18 protein-coding genes are annotated in these 21,854 nt (G+C 71.7%); 13 read left to right on the plus strand and 5 right to left on the minus strand.

Annotated elements, in window-relative coordinates; all coding sequences use genetic code 11:
• Positions 1-83: 83 nt before the first annotated feature.
• On the plus strand, positions 84-977 hold the full coding sequence (locus ACIREE_RS28560) for a cellulose-binding protein (protein ID WP_404158056.1): 894 nt from the start codon (positions 84-86) through the stop codon (positions 975-977).
• A gap of 86 nt (positions 978-1,063) precedes the next feature.
• Here ACIREE_RS28560 and ACIREE_RS28565 read toward each other — a convergent pair whose 3' ends face one another.
• Positions 1,064-1,270, minus strand: a complete 207-nt coding sequence (locus tag ACIREE_RS28565) for a MarR family winged helix-turn-helix transcriptional regulator (RefSeq protein ID WP_404158058.1) — start codon at positions 1,268-1,270, stop codon at positions 1,064-1,066.
• Positions 1,271-1,284: 14 nt separating this feature from the next.
• Here ACIREE_RS28565 and ACIREE_RS28570 point away from each other — a divergent pair, with 14 nt between their 5' ends.
• Positions 1,285-2,244, plus strand: coding sequence for a zinc-binding alcohol dehydrogenase family protein (locus ACIREE_RS28570; protein WP_404158061.1), 960 nt, complete (start codon positions 1,285-1,287; stop codon positions 2,242-2,244).
• A gap of 237 nt (positions 2,245-2,481) precedes the next feature.
• On the opposite strand, the gene ACIREE_RS28575 is transcribed toward ACIREE_RS28570, so the two are convergent.
• Positions 2,482-2,946, minus strand: a complete 465-nt coding sequence (locus ACIREE_RS28575; protein WP_404158064.1) for a helix-turn-helix domain-containing protein — start codon at positions 2,944-2,946, stop codon at positions 2,482-2,484.
• 68 nt (positions 2,947-3,014) lie between these two features.
• Between ACIREE_RS28575 and def the strand changes: the two genes are divergently transcribed.
• Positions 3,015-3,614: a peptide deformylase gene (def, locus tag ACIREE_RS28580; RefSeq protein WP_404158067.1), complete on the plus strand. Its 600-nt coding sequence runs from the start codon at positions 3,015-3,017 to the stop codon at positions 3,612-3,614.
• A 10-nt stretch (positions 3,615-3,624) separates the two neighbouring features.
• Here def and ACIREE_RS28585 read toward each other — a convergent pair whose 3' ends face one another.
• The 3 genes from ACIREE_RS28585 to ACIREE_RS28595 all read right to left on the minus strand — a co-directional run bounded on the left by ACIREE_RS28585 (position 3,625) and on the right by ACIREE_RS28595 (position 7,215).
• Positions 3,625-5,256, minus strand: a complete 1,632-nt coding sequence (locus ACIREE_RS28585; protein WP_404158070.1) for a cation acetate symporter — start codon at positions 5,254-5,256, stop codon at positions 3,625-3,627.
• Positions 5,253-5,624 (minus strand): DUF485 domain-containing protein, encoded by a 372-nt coding sequence (locus ACIREE_RS28590; protein WP_404158072.1) that lies wholly within the window; start codon positions 5,622-5,624, stop codon positions 5,253-5,255. Before ACIREE_RS28590 ends, ACIREE_RS28585 begins: the two co-directional genes overlap by 4 nt.
• A 73-nt stretch (positions 5,625-5,697) precedes the next feature.
• The gene (locus tag ACIREE_RS28595) at positions 5,698-7,215 is read right to left on the minus strand and encodes an MFS transporter (protein WP_404158075.1); all 1,518 of its coding nucleotides are present in this window, start codon (positions 7,213-7,215) and stop codon (positions 5,698-5,700) included.
• Between the two features lie 291 nt (positions 7,216-7,506).
• Here ACIREE_RS28595 and ACIREE_RS28600 point away from each other — a divergent pair, with 291 nt between their 5' ends.
• The 10 genes from ACIREE_RS28600 to ACIREE_RS28645 all read left to right on the plus strand — a co-directional run bounded on the left by ACIREE_RS28600 (position 7,507) and on the right by ACIREE_RS28645 (position 21,851).
• Positions 7,507-8,295 (plus strand): ABC transporter ATP-binding protein, encoded by a 789-nt coding sequence (locus tag ACIREE_RS28600; protein WP_404158078.1) that lies wholly within the window; start codon positions 7,507-7,509, stop codon positions 8,293-8,295.
• Positions 8,292-8,453 carry a hypothetical protein gene (locus tag ACIREE_RS28605; protein WP_404158081.1) on the plus strand — a complete coding sequence of 54 codons (162 nt, stop codon included), beginning with the start codon at positions 8,292-8,294 and terminating at the stop codon, positions 8,451-8,453. The genes ACIREE_RS28600 and ACIREE_RS28605 overlap by 4 nt, the downstream gene beginning before the upstream one ends.
• Positions 8,450-11,032, plus strand: a complete 2,583-nt coding sequence (locus ACIREE_RS28610) for an ABC transporter permease (RefSeq protein ID WP_404158084.1) — start codon at positions 8,450-8,452, stop codon at positions 11,030-11,032. Before ACIREE_RS28605 ends, ACIREE_RS28610 begins: the two co-directional genes overlap by 4 nt.
• 511 nt (positions 11,033-11,543) lie before the next feature.
• Positions 11,544-12,440, plus strand: a complete 897-nt coding sequence (locus ACIREE_RS28615; protein WP_404158086.1) for a 2-dehydropantoate 2-reductase N-terminal domain-containing protein — start codon at positions 11,544-11,546, stop codon at positions 12,438-12,440.
• 96 nt (positions 12,441-12,536) lie between these two features.
• Positions 12,537-13,766 (plus strand): glycosyltransferase, encoded by a 1,230-nt coding sequence (locus ACIREE_RS28620; RefSeq protein WP_404158089.1) that lies wholly within the window; start codon positions 12,537-12,539, stop codon positions 13,764-13,766.
• Positions 13,766-15,628, plus strand: coding sequence for a right-handed parallel beta-helix repeat-containing protein (locus ACIREE_RS28625; protein ID WP_404158092.1), 1,863 nt, complete (start codon positions 13,766-13,768; stop codon positions 15,626-15,628). The genes ACIREE_RS28620 and ACIREE_RS28625 overlap by 1 nt, the downstream gene beginning before the upstream one ends.
• 51 nt (positions 15,629-15,679) lie before the next feature.
• On the plus strand, positions 15,680-16,561 hold the full coding sequence (locus ACIREE_RS28630) for a polysaccharide lyase (protein ID WP_404158095.1): 882 nt from the start codon (positions 15,680-15,682) through the stop codon (positions 16,559-16,561).
• A 148-nt stretch (positions 16,562-16,709) separates the two neighbouring features.
• Positions 16,710-20,240 carry a transcription-repair coupling factor gene (gene mfd / locus ACIREE_RS28635; protein ID WP_404158098.1) on the plus strand — a complete coding sequence of 1,177 codons (3,531 nt, stop codon included), beginning with the start codon at positions 16,710-16,712 and terminating at the stop codon, positions 20,238-20,240.
• A 146-nt stretch (positions 20,241-20,386) separates the two neighbouring features.
• Complete coding sequence (locus ACIREE_RS28640; protein WP_404158381.1) at positions 20,387-21,073, plus strand: HNH endonuclease family protein; 687 nt, start codon at positions 20,387-20,389, stop codon at positions 21,071-21,073.
• A 4-nt stretch (positions 21,074-21,077) separates the two neighbouring features.
• Entirely contained in the window at positions 21,078-21,851 is a 774-nt protein-coding gene (locus tag ACIREE_RS28645) for an N-acetyltransferase (RefSeq protein WP_404158101.1), read from the plus strand.
• The last annotated feature ends 3 nt before the right edge of the window (positions 21,852-21,854 follow it).

Here is a 21,854-nt window from a genome sequence, read left to right on the forward strand (position 1 = left end):
CACAGAACATCGCGCAGGACATCGCGCAGAACATCGCGCAGGACATCACGCAGGACGTCGCACGGGTTGGAGAGGGGATCGAGATGAGCGGTGCAGGCGCATCGGCGTCGCCGTACGGTTTCGTCGTCGTACGAGGCCGTGGTTACCGCCCCGAGCAGGTGGAGGCCCGAGCCGCGGAGCTGTCCGCGGCCCGCGACGGGGCGTGGGAGCGGGCCGCGCGCCTGACCGTCCTCGCCAAGAACATGGAGGCGGAGGCCGAGCGGCTGCGTGCGGTCGTCGCCCAGCTGGCCCCGCAGACGTACGAGACGCTCGGCAGCCGCGCGCAGTACCTCCTTGAGCTGGCCGAGGAGGAGGAGGCCGCCGTCCGGCACGCGGTACGGGCCGAGGCGCAGGCCGTCTCCGACGCCGCGGGGGCGGCGGGGCACGAGGTGCGGGACGCCGCGCAGGCCTACGCCGACGAGGTGCGCGGCGAGGCCGACGAGCGGGCCCGGCGCCGCGAGCGCGAGGGGCAGGCGCACGCCGACGAGATCCGGGTCTCCGCGCGGCGTGACGTGAAGGAGGCGCGGGGCGAGGCCTTGGCTGTGCTGCGCGAGACGCGGCTGCGCGGCGAGGGGATCCTCGGCGACCAGGCCAAGGAGCATGCCGGGCGGCTCGAGGCGTTCGACCGGGAGGCCGCCGAGCGGGAGGCGGCCGCGGACGAGTGGGAGACGGCCGCCGTCGCCGCGGCCGAGGAACGATTGTCGGCCGCGAAGCGGGCGTTCGCCGAGGCGGGGGAAGCCGCACGGCACGGGCAGGAGGACGCGGAGGCGGCCGCCGCGGAACTGCTCGCGCAGGCACGGGCGCAGGAGGAAGGGATCACCCGCGAGACGGAGCGGGTGCTGCGTGAGCACGGTGAGGTGCGGGACGAGGTGCAGGCCCATATGGACCACGTGCGGAGTTCGCTTGCGGCCCTGACCGGGCGGACCGCGGCGGAGTAGTCGCGCGTCCGGGGCTCACTCGCCGAGCGGGCCGGGGTCGAGCGTCTTGGCCGCCAGGTCGCGGAGGCGGTCGCGCTCGGCGGCGGTCAGCGGCTCCGTGAGATCGGCGATCGGCGCTCCGCCGCCGCTGCGCAGCGCTCGACCAGGGCGCGGCCTTTCGGGGCGAGGGCGAGCAGGATGCCGCGGCCGTCGTGCGGTGAGCGTTCCCGGGTGACGAGGCCGTGCTTCTCCGCGCGGGTGACCAGGCCCGTAAAGTTCAGCGGTACGCCCGGTTCTGATCCGTCCCCACGCACCCCGGGAGGTCCTCATGCGCGCAGCCGTCGTCCACTCCTTCGACACTCCGCCCCGCTACGACACCTTCGAGACGCCCGTGCCGCGCGGCGAGCACCAGTTCCTGGTGGAGGTGCTGGCCGCCGGGCTGCACCCGCGGGTGCGCTCCGGCGCCGGCGGCACCCACTACTCGTCCGACGGCGCGCTGCCGATGGTTCCCGGCGTCGACGGCGTCGGCTGCACGGACGACGGGGAGCTGTACTACTTCGTCGCCCTGGACGACGCGGTCGGCACCATGGCCGAGCGGGCCGTCGTCGACCGGCGCCGCGCCGTCCCGCTGCCGCCCGGCACCGACCCGGCCGCCGTGGCCGCGGCCATGAACCCCGGTATGTCGTCCTGGGTCGCGCTGCGCCGCCGCGTCGACGTGCGGCCCGGCGCCTCGGTCCTCGTCCTCGGTGCCACCGGCAGCGCCGGGCAGCTCGCCGTGCAGATCGCGAAGCACCTCGGCGCGGGCCGTGTGGTGGCGGCGGGCCGCGACCCCGAGCGGCTCGCGCTGCTGCCCGCGCTGGGCGCCGACGAGACGCTCTCGCTGAGCGGCGAACCCGACGAGGTGGCCGAGCACGTCGCGAAGGGCGCCGCCGACGTCGACGTCGTCATCGACTACCTGTGGGGCCACGTCACCGAGACCGTCATGCCCGCCCTGCTGCTCGCCCGCACCGACCGCTCCGCGCCCCTCGACTGGATCGAGATCGGCTCCATGGCGGGCCAGGAGATGGCGCTGCCCTCCGCGCTGCTGCGCAAGGCGAACCTGCGCGTCCTGGGCAGCGGGCAGGGCTCCGTCTCCACCGCCGACATCGTGGCCGAACTGCCCGCGCTCGCCGCCGAGATCACCACCGGCAGCCTGGCCGTGCATCCGGTGTCGATGCCCCTGTCGCAGGTCGAGCAGGCGTGGGCGGCCCCCACCGGGCCCGGCGAACGGATCGTTCTCGCGCCCTGATCGCGGCGGCCCGGTGACCATGGCCCGATGGGGGCAAGGGTGCCCGGCACGCCCGCGGTGCACCGCTCTGCGGCTGCTTGCCGGTGAGGCGCGCATCCTGGTGCGGGGCGCGGCCTGGTGGTGGGCGGCCGGGGTGCTCCTGACGGCGGTCGCCGGTGCCGGGGCCGGAGTGCGGATGGCGTGGGGCGGTGACGGCGCGGGCTTGGCGCTATGGGGCTGCGCGGCGTTCCTAGGTGGTCAGGTCGCCGGCCCGTCCGGTGCGGGCAGTGGGCGCAGCCGGGTGACGGCCGAGACGGGTACGGCGCCCGCGGGGTGGTCGCGGCGGTGCGCGTAAGGAGCGAACAACTCCTCGATGCGAGAAGCCAGTTGGTCGACCTCGTCGGGCGTCAGGTGGACGACGGACTCGACCGACCGCTCGACGGCCCGCACGGACTGCCGCGGGTCGTCCCAGCGCAGCCGCCACGGCCGCACCCGCCCGCCGCTGTGCGAGGCCTCTTCGATGAGGCCGTGCCGGGCGAGCTGGCGCAAGTGGAACGAGCAGAGCCCCGAGCTGTGTCCGAGGCGGGCCGCCGCCTGCGAGGACGTGACGGTGCCGAGCTCGGCCAGCAGGTCGAGCAGGGCGATACGGACGGGGTGGTCGGGCAGGGTGCGGGCGGCCCGGCCCGTCTCCCCGGACTCTTCGGTGAGATCTTCTTCGGTCACTTTGCAAAGGATGCTACTTTGCAAAGAAACAAGTCAAGTAGCGGTCGGACGCGAGGAGTTGACGGGTCATGGGCGAGGGGCTGTTGCCGGAGGTCGAGCGTGGCGTCGTGCGGCGCATCACGGTGGTCGGTGAGGAGGTGCTGCACCGCCGCTGCAAGCCGGTCACGGACGCGGAGTTCGGTACGCCGGAGCTGGCGCGTCTGATCGACGACATGTTCGCCACGAACCATGTGGCGCACGGCGCCGGCCTCGCCGCGAACCAGGTCGATGTGGACCTGCAGCTGTTCGTCTGGGACATCGAGGACGACTGGGGAGTGCGCCACGTCGGGCACATCGCGAACCCGGTCCTGGCCGAGGAGCCCGTCGCCGGGCGCCGACTCGTCGAGGAGCTGGAGGGCTGCCTGTCGGTGCCGGGTCCCTTCAAGTCGCTGGCGCGCGCCGACCACACGGTCGTGCGCGGCCAGGACAAGGACGGCGCGGATCTGGTCGTCGAGGGCCGGGGCTACTTCGCCCGCTGCCTCCAGCACGAGACGGACCATCTGCACGGCCGGCTCTACCTCGACCGGCTCGGCAAGCGGGAGCGCCGGGACGCCCTGCGGGAGATGGCGGAGGCGCGGGACGAGGTGTTCGCGCGGCGGGCGGCCGTGGCGGAGCGGCTCGGCAAGTGACCCGCCGCGGCTATCGCTTCGGGTCCCCCGACCGGCCCGCGCTCTCCTGCCGGACGGCCCCGGCGAGGATCCACTCCTCCACCGCCTCGTACTGCCGCAACTGCTCCGCCGCCCTGCGCGGCGGCGTCAGTACCGTGCCGAGCCAGCCGAAGAGGAAGCCGAGGGGGATGGAGACGAGGCCCGTCGTGGTGAACGGGAACCAGTTGAAGTCCCGGCCGGGGAAGGCCGACGTGGGCGAGCCCGAGACCAGGTTCGTGCCCGTCATCAGGATCAGACACGCGGCCGTGCCGCCCAGCAGCGTCCACATCAGGCCCGCGCGCGTGTAGCGGCGCCAGAAGAGGCTGTAGACCAGGGCGGGGGCCAGGGCGGACGCGCCCAGGCAGAAGGAGAGCGTGACCAGGGGCTGCAGGTTGCGGTGCTGGACGAGGGTGGCCAGGAGGATCGCGGGCACGCCGACGGCGAGCGCCGAGACGCGCGCCGTCCTGAGTTCCCTGCGCTCGCTCAACTCCGGTCTGCCGTACGCGAACACGTCGTGGGCCAGTGAGTTCGCGCAGGCCAGGATCATGCCCGCCACCGATGCCAGGAGCGTGAGGAACAGGGCTGTGGTGACCGTCGTGAAGAGCAGCGATTCCGTGGTGGACATCGTCGGGCCGAACGCCGCCCGCGCGCCGAGCAGGTACGCCGTGTTGCCCTGCGCGTCCGCCGTCGCGATGACCGAGCGGCCGAGGAGGGCCGTCGCGCCGATCCCGACGACGGAGATGATCAGGATGAAGACCCCCACCGACGACACCGCCCAGGACATCGAGCGCCGCACCTCGCGCGCGTGCCGCGCCGTGTACATGCGCATGGTGACGTGCGGCAGGCAGGCCGCGCCGAGCACCACCGTCAGCTGCGAACTGAGCATGTCCGTACGGGGGTCGGGGCTCTCGGCGAACTCAAGACCCGGGCTGAGGTAGGCGCGTCCCGCGCCGCTCTGCCGGGCCGCCGTCGCGAGCAGCGCACCGGGGTCCCAGTCGAAGCGGTGCAGGATCAGGGCCGCGATCACGGCGCCCGAGCCGAGCAGCATCACCATTTTCACGATCTGGATGACGGCCGTGCCCTTCATGCCGCCGATCGCCGCGTAGCTGATCATCAGTGCGCCGAGGGCGACCACGCAGCCGGTCTTGAAGCCCTCGCTGGTGAAGCCGAGCAGGAACCCCAACAGGTCGCCCGCGCTGGAGAGTTGGACCAGCATGAGCGGGGTGAGGGCGGTGAGCGTGGTGACGCAGGCGGCGATGCGCACCGCCCGGCCCGGCATCCGGCGGGCCAGCGCGTCGCCCATCGTGAAGCGGCCCGCGTTGCGCAGCGGTTCGGCCAGCAGGAACATCAGGAGCATCAGGCTGAGCCCCGTGCTCAGGGCGAGGACGACACCGTCGTACCCCATCAGGGCGATGATGCCGCCGGTGCCGAGCACGGTCGCCGCCGAGATGTAGTCGCCCGCGACGGCCAGCCCGTTGCTCATCGGCTTCAGGCGCCCGAAGCCGGTGTAGAACTCCTCCAGGTCGTCACGGTCGGGGCCGGTCATGACGCACAGCAGGAGCGTGACCGTGGCGACCGCCGTGAACGCCACCAGTGACATCGACTCCGACGAGGAGCCGGTCATCGTACGCCGCCTCGCGGACCCCGGCCCTGTCGGCGCAGCCGGTGCGCGAGCGGGTCGACGCGCCGCCGGGCGGTGTACTCGTACAGCAGCAATGCGACACAGGAGACGGGGAGTTGGCAGAGGCCGATGAGCAGCCCTGTGGAGAGGCCGCCGCTGGCGGAGCGGTTCATCACGGACGGGGCGAACGCCGAGAGCAGCAGGAAGAGCGTGAAGTAGCCGAGCGCGGTGAGGGTGGCGACGCGGCGCTGCCGGCGGTACGCGGTGCGCAGCAGGAGCAGCGCACGGCTCGGGCCGCCGGGCGGGGGCAGGTCGGGGTGGCGGGGCAGGCGGTGGGCCGGTGAGCGGTAGGCGTGGGAAGAGTGCGGCATCCCGATCTCCTTGCGTGAGCGGGGTCCGCCGGGGACGGGCGGACCGCAGGGAGGTGCGTGGGGAGCCGGAACGTTACTCGGAAGTAGGGGAGTTGGGCGAGGGTTTGTACAAACCGATCGGTCGGTCCTGCGCCGGAGCGTCCTCCGGCGTGGGTGCGGGGTCCAGGACCGGGAAGCGGCGGGGTGCGAGCAGCAGGAGGACGAGGAGGGCGAGCGCGGCCGCGCAGGCCGCCCCGATGTAGACGGAGTCGACGGCCGCGTCGACCGCCCGGCGCACCTCGTCGGCGCCGGAGCGGGTCACCGAGTCGAGGTCGGCGCCGCTGCCGAGGCGGCCGGAGATCACCCCGTTGGCGACGGCGCCGAAGACGGCCGCGCCGACCGTCTGGCCGATCTGCCGGTAGAAGAGGATCGAGGCGGTGGCCGTGCCGCGCTCGGCCCAGCCGACCGAGGACTGCACGCCGATGATCAGGGGGAGCTGGAAGAGGCCGAGGGCCGCGCCGAGCAGCAGGCTGAGCAGCGTGGGCTGCCAGACCGCGCCGGGGAAGGGCAGCAGCGGGAACGCGACGAGGATCGCGAGCGCCGCCGTCATGCCGATCGCGGCCGTGGAGCGGAAGCCGATCCTGCGGTACACGTGCTGGCTCAGGGCCGCCGACACCGGCCAGCTCAGCGTCATCACGGAGAGCACGAAACCGGCCGCGGTGGGGGAGAGGCCGAGCACCGACTGCGCGTACGTCGGCAGGAACGTGGTCGGGGCCACCATCAGCAGGCCCATCGCGCAGAGGGCGAGGTTGACCGCGGCGATGGTGCGCCGCCGCCAGACCCAGCCGGGCAGGATGGGTTCGGCGGCCCGGCGCTCGATCACGACGACCGCGCCGATCAGGGCAACTCCCGTGCAGAGCAGGGTGATCGAGGGCGTCGAGTTCCAGGCCCACGCCACGCCGCCCTGCACCAGCCAGGTCAGCAGGACGCCGCCGGCCGCGAACACGGCGAGCGCGCCCGCCCAGTCGATCCGGGGGCGCGGGCCCGGCTCGCGGCGCGGCTCGTGCAGATGGCGGGCGACGAGGAGGAGCGCGACGGCGCCGACCGGCAGGTTGATCAGGAAGATCCAGCGCCACCCCGCGGACGAGGCGAGGAGGCCGCCGAGCGCCGGGCCGAGGACGGACGAGGTGGCCCACACGGTCGACAGCTTGGCCTGGATCCTGGGGCGTTCCTTCAGCGGGTACAGGTCGGCGGCGAGGGTCTGCACCGTCCCCTGGATCGCGCCGCCGCCGAGCCCCTGGACGACCCGGAAGGCGATCAGGGCGCCCATGTTCCACGCGGACGCGCAGAGCAGTGAGCCGACCAGGAACAGCACGCTGCCCGCGATCAGCACCGGCTTGCGGCCCAGGGTGTCCGAGAGCTTGCCGTAGACGGGCAGGGTGACCGTGACCGCGAGCAAGTAGCCGGAGAACAGCCAGGAGAAGACGGAGAACCCGCCGAGTTCGCCGACGATCTGCGGCACCGCCGTGGAGACGATGGTGGAGTCGAGTGCGGCGAGCGCCATGCACAGCATCAGCGCGGCGACGACCGCCGTCTTCTTCTTCGCCTGCATGTGTTCCCCCTGCACGTATCTCCGGTGAGGAGCTTATGCGGGTGGAGACGACCCTGAGTAGGGCTGCACCGAAGGGTGGACCTCCCCTAGGGGTTCCTCCGTACAACGGACCGGGGGCGGTTCGTCCCCCCGGAGGACGAGGCGGGCGGGGGTTCTTCCTACCTTCGAGGGGTGGGGTTTTCCCCCGGGAAAGACGGTGACTTCCACCAGGGCGCCCGGGGCCCCGCATCACCAGACTTGGACGTACCGCAGACCACTGCGGGATCGCGTGACCGACATAGGAGAAAAACCGTGACAACGGCTGTGAGCATTCCCAGGCACGGGGGCACTGGCGAACGAACGGCCGTTGCCGCGCGGGCACGGCAGGTCGTGAAGGCGTACGGGTCGGGGGAGACCCGCGTCGTCGCGCTCGACCAGGTCGACGTGGACATCGCCCGTGGGCAGTTCACCGCGATCATGGGCCCGTCGGGCTCCGGCAAGTCGACGCTCATGCACTGCCTTGCCGGGCTCGACACCGTGACCTCCGGCCAGATCTACCTCGACGAGACCGAGATCACCGGGCTCAAGGACAAGCGGCTCACGCAACTGCGCCGCGACCGGGTCGGGTTCATCTTCCAGTCCTTCAACCTGCTGCCCACGTTGAACGCCCTGGAGAACATCACCCTCCCGATGGACATCGCGGGCCGCAAGCCCGACCGCGCCTGGCTGAACCAGGTCGTGGAGACCGTCGGCCTCGCCGGGCGGCTCAAGCACCGGCCCACCCAGCTCTCCGGCGGTCAGCAGCAACGCGTCGCTGTAGCAAGGGCGTTGGCCGCACGGCCCGAGATCATCTTCGGTGACGAGCCGACCGGAAACCTCGACTCGCGGGCCGGCTCCGAGGTCCTCGGCTTCCTGCGCCGCTCCGTCGACGAGCTCGGCCAGACCATCGTCATGGTCACCCACGACCCGGTCGCCGCCTCCTACGCCGACCGCGTCCTGTACCTGGCCGACGGCCGCATCGTGGACGAGATGTTCCGCCCGACGGCCGACGCGGTCCTGGACCGGATGAAGGACTTCGACGCCCGGGGACGTACGTCATGAGCATCACCGAGCGCCGCCGGGCGGCGCGTTCCGCCCGCCGGATCCGGCTGCGCCTGCGGGCCGCTTCCGGTCTCGGCCCCTTCGCGCCCGTCTCCTCGCCACGCGCCGCGCGCCCGTTCCCGGGCCGGGCCATCGACACCCCAGGACTGACGCCATGAGCGCCAACACCGTGCTGAAGACCTCGCTGCGCAACTTCCTCGCGCACAAGGGCCGGATGGCCCTCTCCGCGGTCGCCGTGCTCCTCTCGGTGGCCTTCGTCTGCGGGACCCTCGTGTTCACGGACACGATGGACAAGACGTTCGACAAGCTCTTCACGGCCACCTCGTCCGACGTCACCGTCAGCCCGAAGGGCTCAGGGACCGAGGGCAGCGCGACGGGCCGCCCCGAGTCGCTGCCCGCCTCCACGCTCGCCACCGTACGCACGGCGGACGGCGTCAAGTCGGTGGAGGGCGCGGTCAGTTCGATGAACGTGACCGTCGTCGACGCGCACAACAAGAACATGGGCTCCGAGAACGGCGCGCCCACCATCGCGGGCAACTGGACCAAGAACGACCTCCGGTCCATGGAGATCGACTCCGGGCACGCCCCGCGCGGCCCGACCGAGGCCATGATCGACGCCGACACCGCCGGCAAGCACCACCTGAAGCTCGGCGACGAACTGCGCACCATCGCCGCCACCGGCGACTTCAAGGCGAAGATCGTCGGCATCGCCTCCTTCAAGGTCACCAACCCGGGCGCGGCCGTCGTCTACTTCGACACCGCCACCGCCCAGCGTGAACTCATCGGCGCCACCGGCCGGTTCACCCAGATCAACGCCACCGCCGCCGCCGGAGTCTCCGACGCCCGGCTCAAGCAGAACGTCGCGGCCTCCCTGGACGGCACGTACAAGATCCAGACACAGAAGGAAGCCGCGGACGCCAACGCCTCCGACGTCTCCTCCTTCATGGACGTCATCAAGTACGCGCTGCTCGGCTTCGCCGGGATCGCGTTCCTCGTCGGCATCTTCCTGATCATCAATACGTTCTCGATGCTCGTCGCGCAGCGGACCCGCGAGATCGGCCTGATGCGCGCCATCGGATCCAGCCGGAAGCAGATCAACCGGTCGGTGCTGATCGAGGCGCTGCTGCTCGGCGTCGTCGGCTCCGTCGTGGGTGTCGGCGCCGGTGTGGGCCTGGCCGTCGGACTGATGAAGCTGATGTCGGCCGCGGGCATGGACCTCTCCACGAACGACCTCACCGTGCAGTGGACGACCCCCGCGATCGGCCTGCTGCTCGGCATCGTCGTCACCGTCCTCGCCGCGTACCTGCCCGCACGCCGGGCCGGCAAGGTCTCCCCGATGGCGGCCCTGCGCGACGCGGGCACCCCCGCGGACGTCAAGGCCGGTGTCGTCCGCGGCGCCCTCGGGCTCGTCCTCACGGGCGGCGGCGGCTTCGCGCTCTACCTCGCCACGCAGGCCGACAAGGCGAGCCAGGGCTCCCTGTATCTGGGCGTCGGCATCGTCGCCACGCTCATCGGCTTCGTCGTCGTCGGCCCGCTCCTCGCCGGCCTCGTGGTCCGGGCGATCAGCGCCGTACTGCTGCGGTTCTTCGGCCCGGTCGGCCGGCTCGCCGAGCGCAACGCGCTGCGCAACCCGCGCCGCACCGGCGCCACCGGCGCGGCCCTGATGATCGGCCTCGCCCTCGTCGCCTGCCTCTCGGTCGTCGGCTCCTCGATGGTCGCCTCGGCCACCGACCAGCTCGACAAGTCGGTCGGCGCGGACTTCATCGTCGAGCCCGGCAACGGCGCCATCACGCCGCAGGCCGCCGCGGCCCTGAAGAAGGTCACGGCGTCCGGGGACGTCACCCACGTCACCGAGGTCAAGTACGTCAAGACGACGCTGACCACCCCGGGCGGCAAGAAGGAGAAGGAAGAGCTGGTCGCGGCGAGCCCGTCCTACGCCCAGGACCTGCGGCGCGAGGCGACCTCGGGCGAGCTGCGGGCCGCGTACGGAAAGAACGCCATGTCGGTCGGCTCCGACTTCGCGAAGAAGAACCACCTCAAGGTGGGTGACGCGCTGACCGTCGCCTTCGAGCACGGGCGCACCACCAAGCTCACGATCGCGGCGATCACCTCGGACGACACCGTGTTCGACAAGGGCGCGATGTACACCAACCTCGCGACCGCGAAGCAGTACCTGCCGGCGGACCGGGTGCCGCTGAACGGGATGATGTTCGCCAAGGCCGCGGACGGCAAGGAAGACCAGGCGTACAAGGCGCTCAAGGCCTCCGTCGCCGCCGACCCGACCGTCAAGGTCAAGGACCAGACCGACTACAAGCAGACCCTCAAGGACCAGATCGGTCAGCTCCTCAACATGATCTACGGGCTGCTCGCCCTCGCGATCATCGTCGCGGTGCTCGGCGTCGTGAACACCCTCGCCCTGTCGGTGGTGGAGCGGACCCGGGAGATCGGCCTGATGCGGGCCATCGGCCTCTCCCGCCGCCAGCTGCGCCGCATGATCCGCCTGGAGTCGGTGGTCATCGCCCTCTTCGGCGCCCTGCTCGGCCTCGGGCTCGGCATGGGCTGGGGAGCGACGGCCCAGAAGCTGCTTGCCCTTGAGGGCCTCGGCGTCCTGGAGATCCCCTGGCCGACGATCATCGGGGTCTTCATCGGCTCGGCCTTCGTAGGCCTGTTCGCGGCGCTGGTGCCTGCGTTCAGGGCGGGCCGGATGAACGTACTGAACGCCATCGCGACAGATTGACGCGTTCCCTCCTGTGGAGGACGGCCCCCGGCGCACTCACCGTGCGCAGGGGGCCGTTTTCGCGTCGCGTTTCTCCGATTCAACCAACAGAACCCCTGCTGACGGGCAAAGCGTCAACTTTGAGACACGCACCATTAATAGCCACATTCTATTTCTTCTGGCCCTCCGGGCGGGAAAGCCCCTAATGTCTGACATGGAGGGGCGAGCGCCCTAGGGCGCTCCTCGTTTGTGTAATTCAGGGGGGTTGAGGGGGAGTGCACTCGATTTCTGCCGAGAGCTCCCGCGCCGCCGACGCCGTCGGTCCTGAGCAGCGGGAATCCGTGGAATCGAGAGCACGGGCGGTGGTCGACCGGAGAACGCGACGACGCTGAGTCGTCGCCTCCGTGTCCACGCCCTCACTATTTTCGTGCGCCCGCGCGCCATGGAGAACCGGCCACGGGCGAATTCCCTATCCCGTTTCCGTATGCGCGTGTCGCCGAGCACACGCGTCCGACCAGGAGACGAGTTCACCATGGCAAGGATCTTCATCGTTGGCTCCGGTGTCGTGGGCAGTGCCACCGGCAAGGGTTTCCTCCGTGCTGAGCACGAGGTGACCTTCGTCGACGTGGCGCGGCCGCGCCTGGACCACCTGCGTTCCCAGGGACTCGACGCCCACGAGGTGCTCGACCTGCGGGGCGAACCCGACGCGTTCATCTTCCTCACCCTGCCGACCCCGAGCATGGGCCACGGCTACGACCTGTCCGCCTTCAAGGACGGCACCGCCGCGGTCGGCCGGGCCCTGGCCGACACCACGGCGGCCCACGTCGTCGTGGTCCGCTCGACGGTGCCGCCCGGCACCGCCGAGAACGTGGTGAAGCCGCTCCTGGAGAAGGAGTCGGGCCGCACCGCCGGCGAGGACTTCACGCTCGCCAGCAACCCGGAGTTCCTGCGGGCCGCCTCGGCCGTCGAGGACTTCCGCCACCCCTGGATGACGGTGATCGCCTCGCGCAGCGCCCGCACCCGGGAACGGCTCGCCGACCTGCTGGCCCCGTTCGGCGGCGAGACCCGGCTGTTCACCGACCCGGCCGAGGCCGAGTTCGTGAAGTGCGCCCACAACATCTACAACGCCACGAAGATCAGCTTCTGGAACGAGATGTGGCTGGTCAGCCGGTCCCTCGGCCTCGATCTGGACCCGATCGCGCAGACGGTGGCCCGCTCCGCCGAGGCCTCGTACAACCCCGACTACGGCATCCGCGGCGGCAGCCCGTACGGCGGTGTCTGCCTGCCCAAGGACACCCGGGGCTTCCTCGGCCTCGCCGAGGCCATCGGGGTGGACATGCCGCTGCTCGAAGCGGTCGTCAAGGTCAACGACCTGCTCGCCGAGGAGTCCGCGCCGGACGTCGACGAACTGACCGTCGGCGCGGCCTAGTACCTGTCCGACATCGCCAGGACGTCCGGCGGCCCGTCACGACGGGGCCGCCGGACGGCCCGGCCGACCCCGAAGGCACTCCCCTGAGGACAGGTCATGAGCAGATTCTTCGCCAGCACCCTCGACGACTTCAGGTACTACCTCGTCTACCTGCCGCTGGGCATCCTCGGCCTGGTCCGCTGGGCCTGCTGGCTGCTGCGCAGAGCGCCGGCCGTCCTGTACCGGCCGGTGAAGAACGACTTCCGGTGCTCGCTCGGCGTCGTCGTCCCGGTCTACCAGGAGGACCCGGAGATCTTCGCCCACGCCATCGAGTCCTGGCTGGCGAACGGGGTGGACGAGGTGGTCCTCGTCATCGACGTCACCGACGACGCCTGCCGCCAGGTCGCCGACCGCTACCCGGTCACGGTCGTCGTCACCGATGTCCCCGGCAAACGCGACGCCCTGCGCAAGGGCTGGGAAGCGTGCGGAACGGAACTGGTCGCGCTGGTCGACTCCGACACCATCTGGGCCGAGGACGTGGCGGCCGAGGTCTGCAAGCCCTTCGCCGACCCGCGCGTCGGCGGCGTCGGCACCCGGCAGAACGTCTACAACCCGCGCGGCTTCCTCCAGCGCGTCACCGACATGTTCCTCGACTACCGGTACTTCGACGAGAACGCCGCGCAGACCGTCATGGGCCGCGCGGTTTCCTGCCTTTCAGGACGCACCGCCGTCTACCGCCGCGCCCTCCTCCTGGAGGTGTCCGACGACTTCATGTCCGAGACGTTCCTGGGCGTGCCGTGCATGTCGGGCGACGACAAACGCCTGACCACGCTCGTCCTGGAGCGCGGTCACCTCACCTACATGCAGCGCACCGCACGGGTCTGGTCGACCTTCCCGAACACCTCGCGGATCTTCGTCAGGCAGCGGCTGCGCTGGGCCCGCAACACCTGGCGCTCCGACCTCAGAGCCCTGTCGCGCCGCTGGGTCTGGCGGCATCCCTTTCTCGCCTGCACCATGATCGACAAGGGCGTCAGCAGCTTCACCCTCCTGCTGTCGCCGTTCTTCATGACGTACGCGATCGTCCGCGAGGACTGGTTCTTCGTCGCCTGTCTCTTCGTCTGGTGGTGGGTCAGCCGGTCGATGAAGATCCTGCCGCACCTCGTGCGCAGGCCCACGTCGTTCTTCCTGGTGCCCGGCTTCGTGGTGGTGTCCTTCGTGATGTCCGTGATCAAGATCTGTGCGCTGCTCACCATCCGCAAACAGCGCTGGCTCACCCGGCAGGTCTCGGTGGAGAACGGCGTTGTGGTCCGCACCGCGCAGACCGCAGGCAAAGCGGAGGCCGCCTGATGCCGGTCATCACCCGCACCCGCCTCGGGACGCTCGGCGTCATCACCGCCGCCGCCCTGGCCCTGCTGGTCGGCGCGGCGCCGGAAGGCCGGGCGCAGCCGGCCGCGGGCCCCGGCGCCCGAGCCGCCGTGCGCACCGACGGGGACCCGGACATCGCGGCGTGGGCCCGCAACGGCCGCCCCGAACGGCTGATGGTGCTGCGGCCCGGCTCCGTCACGCTGGTCGAGCGCGGCCGGGCGGTGAAGCGGTTGGACCCGGGGCCCGGCACGGTGACGCTCGGCTGGCTCTCCGCCCACACGGGCCGGCGCTGGGTGGCGTACGAGCCGGGCCCGCAGCCGAGGATGCGGGTGCGCACGGCCGTCCTGCTCGCGCCGGGAACCGCCCTGCAGATCGGCCCCGCGGACGGCACCGTCCTGCTGAGCGCCGGGGCGACCGCCGCCTCCGGCACCTGGATCAGGGGCTCCAACGCCCTGCTGGACATCGTCGGCGCCACCCTCGCCTCGGCGCCCCCGAACGGCACGGGGCCGGTGGCAGGACACGTCGCCGGGCGGCCGTACCTGGCGATGGGCGCGGGCGGCCGGATGAACATCGACAGCTCCACCGTCACCGGGTTCGGCCGCCCGGGGGCCGTCTCGCCGAACGAGTCAGGGGTCACCTGGGGCAAGGGCAGCACCGGCCGCGCGAGCCGCTCCACGTTCCGCGACAACCGCACCGGAATCCGCCTCGCCGGGGCCCGCGGCGTCCGGCTCGACCGGGTCACCGTGACGGGCGCCGTGGAGGACGGCGCGGTCCTGGACGGCGACCGGAACACCACGGTCAAGGGCCTGTCCGCCGAGCGGAACGGCCGGCACGGCGTCGTCGTGAGCGGGCTCGACAACCGCGAACTGACCGGAATCACCACCCGCGCCAACTACGACATGGGCATCAACGCGACGGCCCAGCGCGGCCTCACCCTGACCCGCCCGGTCTCGTACGGCGATCTGGGCGGCGGCATCCGGCTGACGTCCTGCGTCGCGTGCACCGTGACGCGGCCCGTCGTGCACGGGGAGTACGGGGTGCACGGGCCGCCCCGCGCGGTGGACGTCCTCGGTCCTGACTCCCGGGTGACGCTGCGCGCACCGGAGCTGACCAACGAGGGCGACGGCACCGGCATCTCGCTGGGCGCGGACATCGTGGGCGTCACCGTCTCCGGCGGAAAGCTGAGCGGCTTCGAGCGGGGCATCGCCGTCACCGGACCGCACGTCGTCGTCGACGGCACCGCGGTCCGCGGCTCCCGCATCGCGGTCGCCGTCCACGGCCGGGCCCGCCACGTCGAGCTGCGCGGCATGGAGGTCAGCGGCGGGCGGATCGGCATCACCGCCTCCGCCACCACCCGCGACGTGACCCTGACCGGGGTGCGGATCAGCGGCACGTCCCGCAGCGGTCTCTCGTCCGCGTCGCCGGGGCTGCAGATCAGCGGCGGCTCGGTCACCGGCTGCGGCACCGCCATCGACCTGCGGGGCAGGACCCGCATCGAGGAGTTCACCGTCAGCCGGACCCGGCGCGGCGTGCACCTCGCCGCCGGGACCCACGTCGCCGCCGTCGGCCTGGACGTCATCGCCGAACGCAAAGGCGTGGACGCCGATGCCGGGGCGGGGCTCGACCTGACGGACTCCCGGGTGCGCGCGCCCATCGCACTCGCAGGGGACGGCTCGGTACGGCGCCACGGCAACACCGTGATCACCCTTCCGCCGTTTCCCTGGCTCGGCTTCGCCGCCCTGGCCGCGCTCGGCCTCGCCATCCTGCTGCAGACCGTCCACCAGTTCCGGCACCGCAGGACCGCGCCGGCGCGGGTCGCGCCCCACGTACGCAACATCACCTGACCCGCCGCCCGGCACCGCACCCGGCACGTGACAGCAAGGGGATGACCGCAAGTGACAGCCATACGCAGACGGCAGTTCCTCGCGGCGGGCGCCGCGGCGGCCGGGGCGATGCTCGCCGGCTGCTCCTCCGGCTCGGGGGACCACGGCGGGCCGTCCGGCGGCCCGACACCGAGCGGCGCGTTCGACGGCCGCGCGGCAGGGGTGCTCCGGCTCTTCGACGACGCCCGGGTGAGCGCCCGCCGCCCCGGCTCGTTCGGCCTCGACCGGGCCGCCGTGCTGACCGACGGCGGCCCGGCATCGGGTCCCTTCCTGCGGGTGCACTACCCCGCGCGCTCGGCCAGCCCGACGGTGGCGCGCACCTACGACCGGCCCCAGGGCGGCACCCAGCTGTATCTGCCGCTGCGCGACGGGCCGGTCGACCGGCTCCATCTCCGCTACTACCTGCGCTTCCCGCACGGCTTCGACTTCGTCAAGGGCGGCAAACTGCCGGGCCTGTACGGCGGGCACGCCACCAGCGGCGGCCACGTCCCGGACGGCGAGAACGGTCTGTCCACCCGCTACATGTGGCGCTCCGGCGGCCGCGGCGAGGTGTACGCGTATCTGCCGACCTCGCTCGTGCACGGCACCTCGCTCGGCCGTGGCGACTGGTCCTGGCCGGCCGGCCGCTGGGTGTGCGTGGAACAGTCCGTGCGGCTCAACCACCCCGACCGCTCCGACGGTTCGGTGACCGTCCTCCTCGACGGCCGCCGGGTACTGCGCCGGACCGGCCTCGAGTTCCGCACCACCGACGAGCTGCGGATCGAAGGGGTCTTCTTCTCGACGTTCTTCGGCGGCGGCGACCCCAGCTGGGCCACCCCGCGCGCGCAGCACGCCGACTTCGCCGCGTTCGCGGTGTCCGAGCATCCCATCGGGGCTCTCCGCGAGGCCCGGTAGACCCGCATCACGGCATACGCACCATCGCTGAGCTGCGCAAACCCGCAGCGGTCGGCGTTTGTCAGAGGGCCGTCGTAGGCTGGACACCCCCGGTGCGTGACACGCACCGGGCTGTTCGCGTTGCCCACCCCCGACGGGAATCGCCCACATGAGCCTGTACGGACTTCTCGACGCCGTCGTCAAGGACACGGCCCTCACCGAAGCGGTGAAGGCCGCCGGTGACGGCAACCGGATGCACATCGACCTCGTGGGGCCGCCCGCGTCCCGGCCCTTCACCGTGGCCGCCCTCGCCCGCGAGGCGAAACGGACCGTCCTCGCGGTCACCGCCACCGGCCGCGAGGCCGAGGACCTGGCCGCGGCGCTGCGCTCCCTGCTGCCCGAGGAAGGCGTCGTCGAGTACCCGTCGTGGGAGACGCTGCCGCACGAGCGGCTCTCCCCGCGCTCGGACACCGTGGGCCGTCGCCTCGCCGTGCTGCGCCGCCTCGCGCACCCGCGCACCGACGACCCCGAGACCGGCCCGGTGTCGGTGGTCGTCGCCCCCGTGCGCTCGGTGCTGCAGCCGCAGGTCAAGGGGCTCGGTGACCTGGAGCCCGTCGCCCTGCGCAGCGGGCAGAGCGCGGATCTGAACGAGACCGTCGAGGCGCTGGCCGCGGCCGCGTACGCCCGGGTCGAACTCGTCGAGAAACGCGGCGACTTCGCGGTGCGCGGCGGCATCCTGGACGTCTTCCCGCCGACCGAGGAACACCCGCTGCGCGTCGAGTTCTGGGGCGACGACATCGAGGAGATCCGCTACTTCAAGGTCGCCGACCAGCGCTCCCTGGAGATCGCCGAGCACGGCCTGTGGGCCCCGCCCTGCCGGGAACTGCTGCTCACCGCGGACGTACGGGCCAGAGCGGCCGCCCTCGCCGAACAGCACCCGGAGCTGGGCGAGCTGCTCGGCAAGATCGCCGAGGGCATCGCCGTCGAGGGCATGGAGTCCCTCGCGCCCGTCCTCGTCGACGACATGGAGCTGCTGCTCGACGTCCTGCCCGAGGGCTCGATGACGCTGGTCTGCGACCCCGAGCGGGTCCGCACCCGCGCCGCCGACCTCGTCGCCACCTCGCAGGAGTTCCTCCAGGCGTCCTGGGCGGCGTCGGCGACCGGCGGCGAGGCCCCCATCGACGTGGGCGCGGCCTCGCTGTGGGGCATCGCCGACGTCCGGGACCGGGCCCGCGAGCTCGGCATGATGTGGTGGTCGGTGTCGCCGTTCGCCGCAGACGCCTCGGGTTCGGACGCGGACACGCTCCAGCTCGGCATGCACGCCCCCGACACGTACCGGGGCGACACCGCGAAGGCGCTGGCCGACACCAAGGGCTGGCTCGCCGACGGCTGGCGCACGGTCTTCGTCACCGAGGGGCACGGCCCCGCGGCCCGTACCGTCGAGGTGCTCGGCGGCGAGGGCATCGCGGCCCGCCTCGACAAGGACCTCGCCGAACTCGCCCCCTCCGTGGTGCAGGTGTCCTGCGGCTGCCTCGAAGTCGGCTTCGTACACCCGGAGTTGAAGGTCGCGGTCCTCACCGAGACCGACCTGACCGGCCAGCGGACGGCCGGCAAGGACGGGCAGCGGATGCCCGCGCGGCGCCGCAAGACCATCGACCCGCTCACCTTGGAATCCGGCGACTACATCGTGCACGAGCAGCACGGTGTCGGCCGCTACATCGAGATGGTGCAGCGCACCGTCCAGGGCGCGACCCGCGAGTACCTCGTCGTCGAGTACGCGCCCGCCAAGCGCGGCCAGCCCGGCGACCGCCTCTACATCCCCACGGACCAGCTGGAGCAGATCACCAAGTACGTGGGCGGCGAGGCGCCGACCCTGCACCGCCTCGGCGGCGCCGACTGGACCAAGACGAAGGCCCGCGCCAAGAAGGCCGTCAAGGAGATCGCCGCCGACCTGATCCGGCTGTACAGCGCGCGCATGGCGGCGCCGGGACATGCCTTCGGCGCGGACACGCCCTGGCAGCGGGAGCTGGAGGACGCCTTCCCGTACGTGGAGACGCCCGACCAGCTCACCACGATCGCCGAGGTCAAGGACGACATGGAGAAGACGGTCCCGATGGACCGGCTGATCTGCGGCGACGTCGGTTACGGCAAGACCGAGATCGCGGTGCGCGCCGCGTTCAAGGCGGTACAGGACGGCAAGCAGGTCGCGGTCCTGGTCCCCACGACGCTCCTCGTCCAGCAGCACTTCGGCACGTTCTCCGAGCGGTACGCCCAATTCCCGGTCAATGTACGGGCGTTGAGCCGTTTCCAGACGGAGACCGAGTCCAAGGCGACGCTCGAAGGACTCCAGGACGGCTCGGTCGACCTCGTCATCGGCACCCACCGCCTCTTCTCCTCCGAGACCAAGTTCAAGGACCTGGGCCTGGTCATCGTCGACGAGGAACAGCGGTTCGGCGTCGAGCACAAGGAACAGCTGAAGAAGCTGCGCGCGAACGTGGACGTGCTGACGATGTCGGCCACCCCCATCCCCCGTACGCTCGAAATGGCCGTGACCGGCATCCGCGAGATGTCGACGATCACCACCCCGCCCGAGGAGCGCCACCCCGTCCTCACCTTCGTCGGGCCCTACGAGGAGAAGCAGATCGGCGCGGCCGTCCGCCGCGAGCTGCTCCGCGAGGGCCAGGTCTTCTACATCCACAACCGTGTCGAGTCCATCGACCGGGCGGCGGCCAGGCTCCGCGAGATCGTCCCGGAGGCGCGGATCGCGACAGCCCATGGCCAGATGTCCGAACAGGCCCTGGAACAGGTCGTGGTGGACTTCTGGGAGAAGCGGTTCGACGTCCTCGTCTCGACGACGATCGTCGAGTCCGGCATCGACATCTCGAACGCCAACACGCTCATCGTCGAGCGCGGCGACAACTTCGGTCTCTCGCAGCTCCACCAGCTGCGCGGCCGCGTCGGACGAGGCCGGGAGCGTGGTTACGCCTACTTCCTGTACCCGCCGGAGAAGCCGCTGACGGAGACGGCCCACGAGCGCCTCGCGACCATCGCCCAGCACACGGAGATGGGCGCGGGCATGTACGTCGCGATGAAGGACCTGGAGATCCGCGGCGCGGGCAACCTGCTCGGCGGCGAACAGTCCGGCCACATCGCGGGCGTCGGCTTCGACCTGTACGTACGGATGGTCGGCGAGGCCGTCGCGGACTACCGCGCGTCCCTCGAAGGCGGCGTACAGGAGGAGCCGCCGCTGGAGGTCAAGATCGAGCTGCCGGTCGACGCGCACGTCCCGCACGACTACGCGCCGGGCGAGCGCCTGCGGCTCCAGGCCTACCGCGCCATCGCCTCGGCGAACATGGAGGACGACGTCAAGCAGGTCCGCGAGGAGCTGACGGACCGCTACGGCAAGCTCCCCGAGCCCGTCGAGAACCTGCTCCTGGTCGCGGGCCTGCGGATGTTCGCGCGGGCCTGCGGTGTCGGCGAAGTGGTGCTCCAGGGCAACAACATCCGGTTCGCGCCGGTGGAGTTGAGGGAGTCGCAGGAGCTGCGCCTCAAGCGGCTCTACCCGGGCACGGTCATCAAGGCGGCCTCGCACCAGCTCCTCGTACCGCGTCCGAAGACCGCCAAGGTGGGCGGCAAGCCGTTGGTCGGGCGGGAGCTGCTGGCCTGGGTGGGCGAGTTCCTCACGTCGATCCTGGGGTAGTCGCCGAGCAGGGCCCGGAGAGTGTGATGGTGTCCATGGCAGGAATCGTCTGCCATGGACACCGGTGCTGAGCGGGGCCGGACTTGAACAAAAGGGGAGGTGGCGTCGTGTTGCGAGGCGCTGGGCGGGGAGCGGCCGCCGTGCTGATGGCCGCGGTGGCCGTCACCGGCTGCAAGGCGGAGACGGACACGACGGGCGGCGGGGCGGGACCCGAGCCGCAAGGCAGGGCGGGCAGCGCGCTCGCCGCCGTCGACGGACTGACCATCAAGGGCCGTGCGCCCAAGACCGGTTACGCGCGGGAACGGTTCGGCACCGCGTGGGCCGACACCGACTCCAACCGCTGCGACACCCGCGACGACATCCTCAAGCGCGACCTCACGTCGGTCCGCTACTCGGACGGGGAGTGCAAGGTCGTCGCCGGCACGCTCGCCCCCGACCCCTACGGCGGCAAGGACATCTCCTTCAAGCGCGGCGCCAGCAAGGTCGACATCGACCATCTCGTCGCCCTCTCCGACGCCTGGCAGAAGGGCGCCTTCAAGTGGGAGCCGAGCAAGCGCATAGCGTTCGCCAACGACCCGCTGAACCTCCTCGCCGTGGACGCGACGCCCAATCGCAGCAAGGGAGACGGGGACACGGCCACCTGGCTGCCGCCCAACAAGGGATACCGCTGCACGTACGTCGCCGGGCAGGTCGCGGTGAAGAAGAAGTACGGGGTGTGGGTGACCGCCGCAGAGAGCGCCGCCATGAAGAAGGTGCTCGGCGGCTGCCCGGACCAGAAGCTGCCCACCGGCGGAAATCCGACTGCGGCACCGCCCCGCTTCCATGCACGATGACGGGATGAACCCGCACTCCGGATCCTCGGCGCCCGTCCTGACCATCACCACGCTCGCCGAGCGGCCCGAACTGGCCGCCCCGATGTGGGGCATGCCGGACAACTGGCCCGACTTCGCGGTACAGGACCCGGTCGCCGTAATGCTGATGCCCCGGGTGCGCGACGAACTGCCCGAGTACGTGCTCGTCGCCACCGACGCCGAAGGGGCCGTCGTGGCCCGGGGCTTCAGCGTGCCGTTCGCGCTGCACGCCGAGGGGCGCGGGCAGCTGCCGGACCGGGGCTGGGACCAGGTGCTGCAGTGGGCGTTCGGCGACCGGGAGCGGGGCGTCGCCCCGGACACGGTCAGCGCGATCGAGATCACCGTCGTGCCGGGGATGCAGGGCAAGGGCCTGTCCGGGCGGATGCTCGCGGCCATGCGGGACAACGCGCGGGGCCGGGGCTTTTGTGAGGTCGTCGCGCCCGTGCGGCCCAGCGCCAAGCACCTGGAGCCGGCCACGCCGATGAGCGAATACGCCTACCGCGTACGGGAGTCGGACGGTCTGCCGAGCGACCCGTGGCTGCGCGTGCACGTCCGCGCGGGCGCCGTCATCGACAAGGTCGCGCCCGCCTCGATGGCCGTGTCCGGATCTCTCGCGCAGTGGCGCGCGTGGACCGGGCTCCCCTTCGACACCGCCGGGCCGGTGGAGGTGCCCGGCGCCCTGGTGCCGGTGGCCTGCGAGCCGGAGCACGACCGCGCCGCGTACGTCGAACCGAACGTGTGGATGCGGCACGCGCTGTGAGCG

Origin of the sequence: Streptomyces sp. NPDC102467, from assembly GCF_044765445.1 — a bacterium.
In the GTDB taxonomy this organism is placed as follows: Bacteria; Actinomycetota; Actinomycetes; order Streptomycetales; family Streptomycetaceae; genus Streptomyces.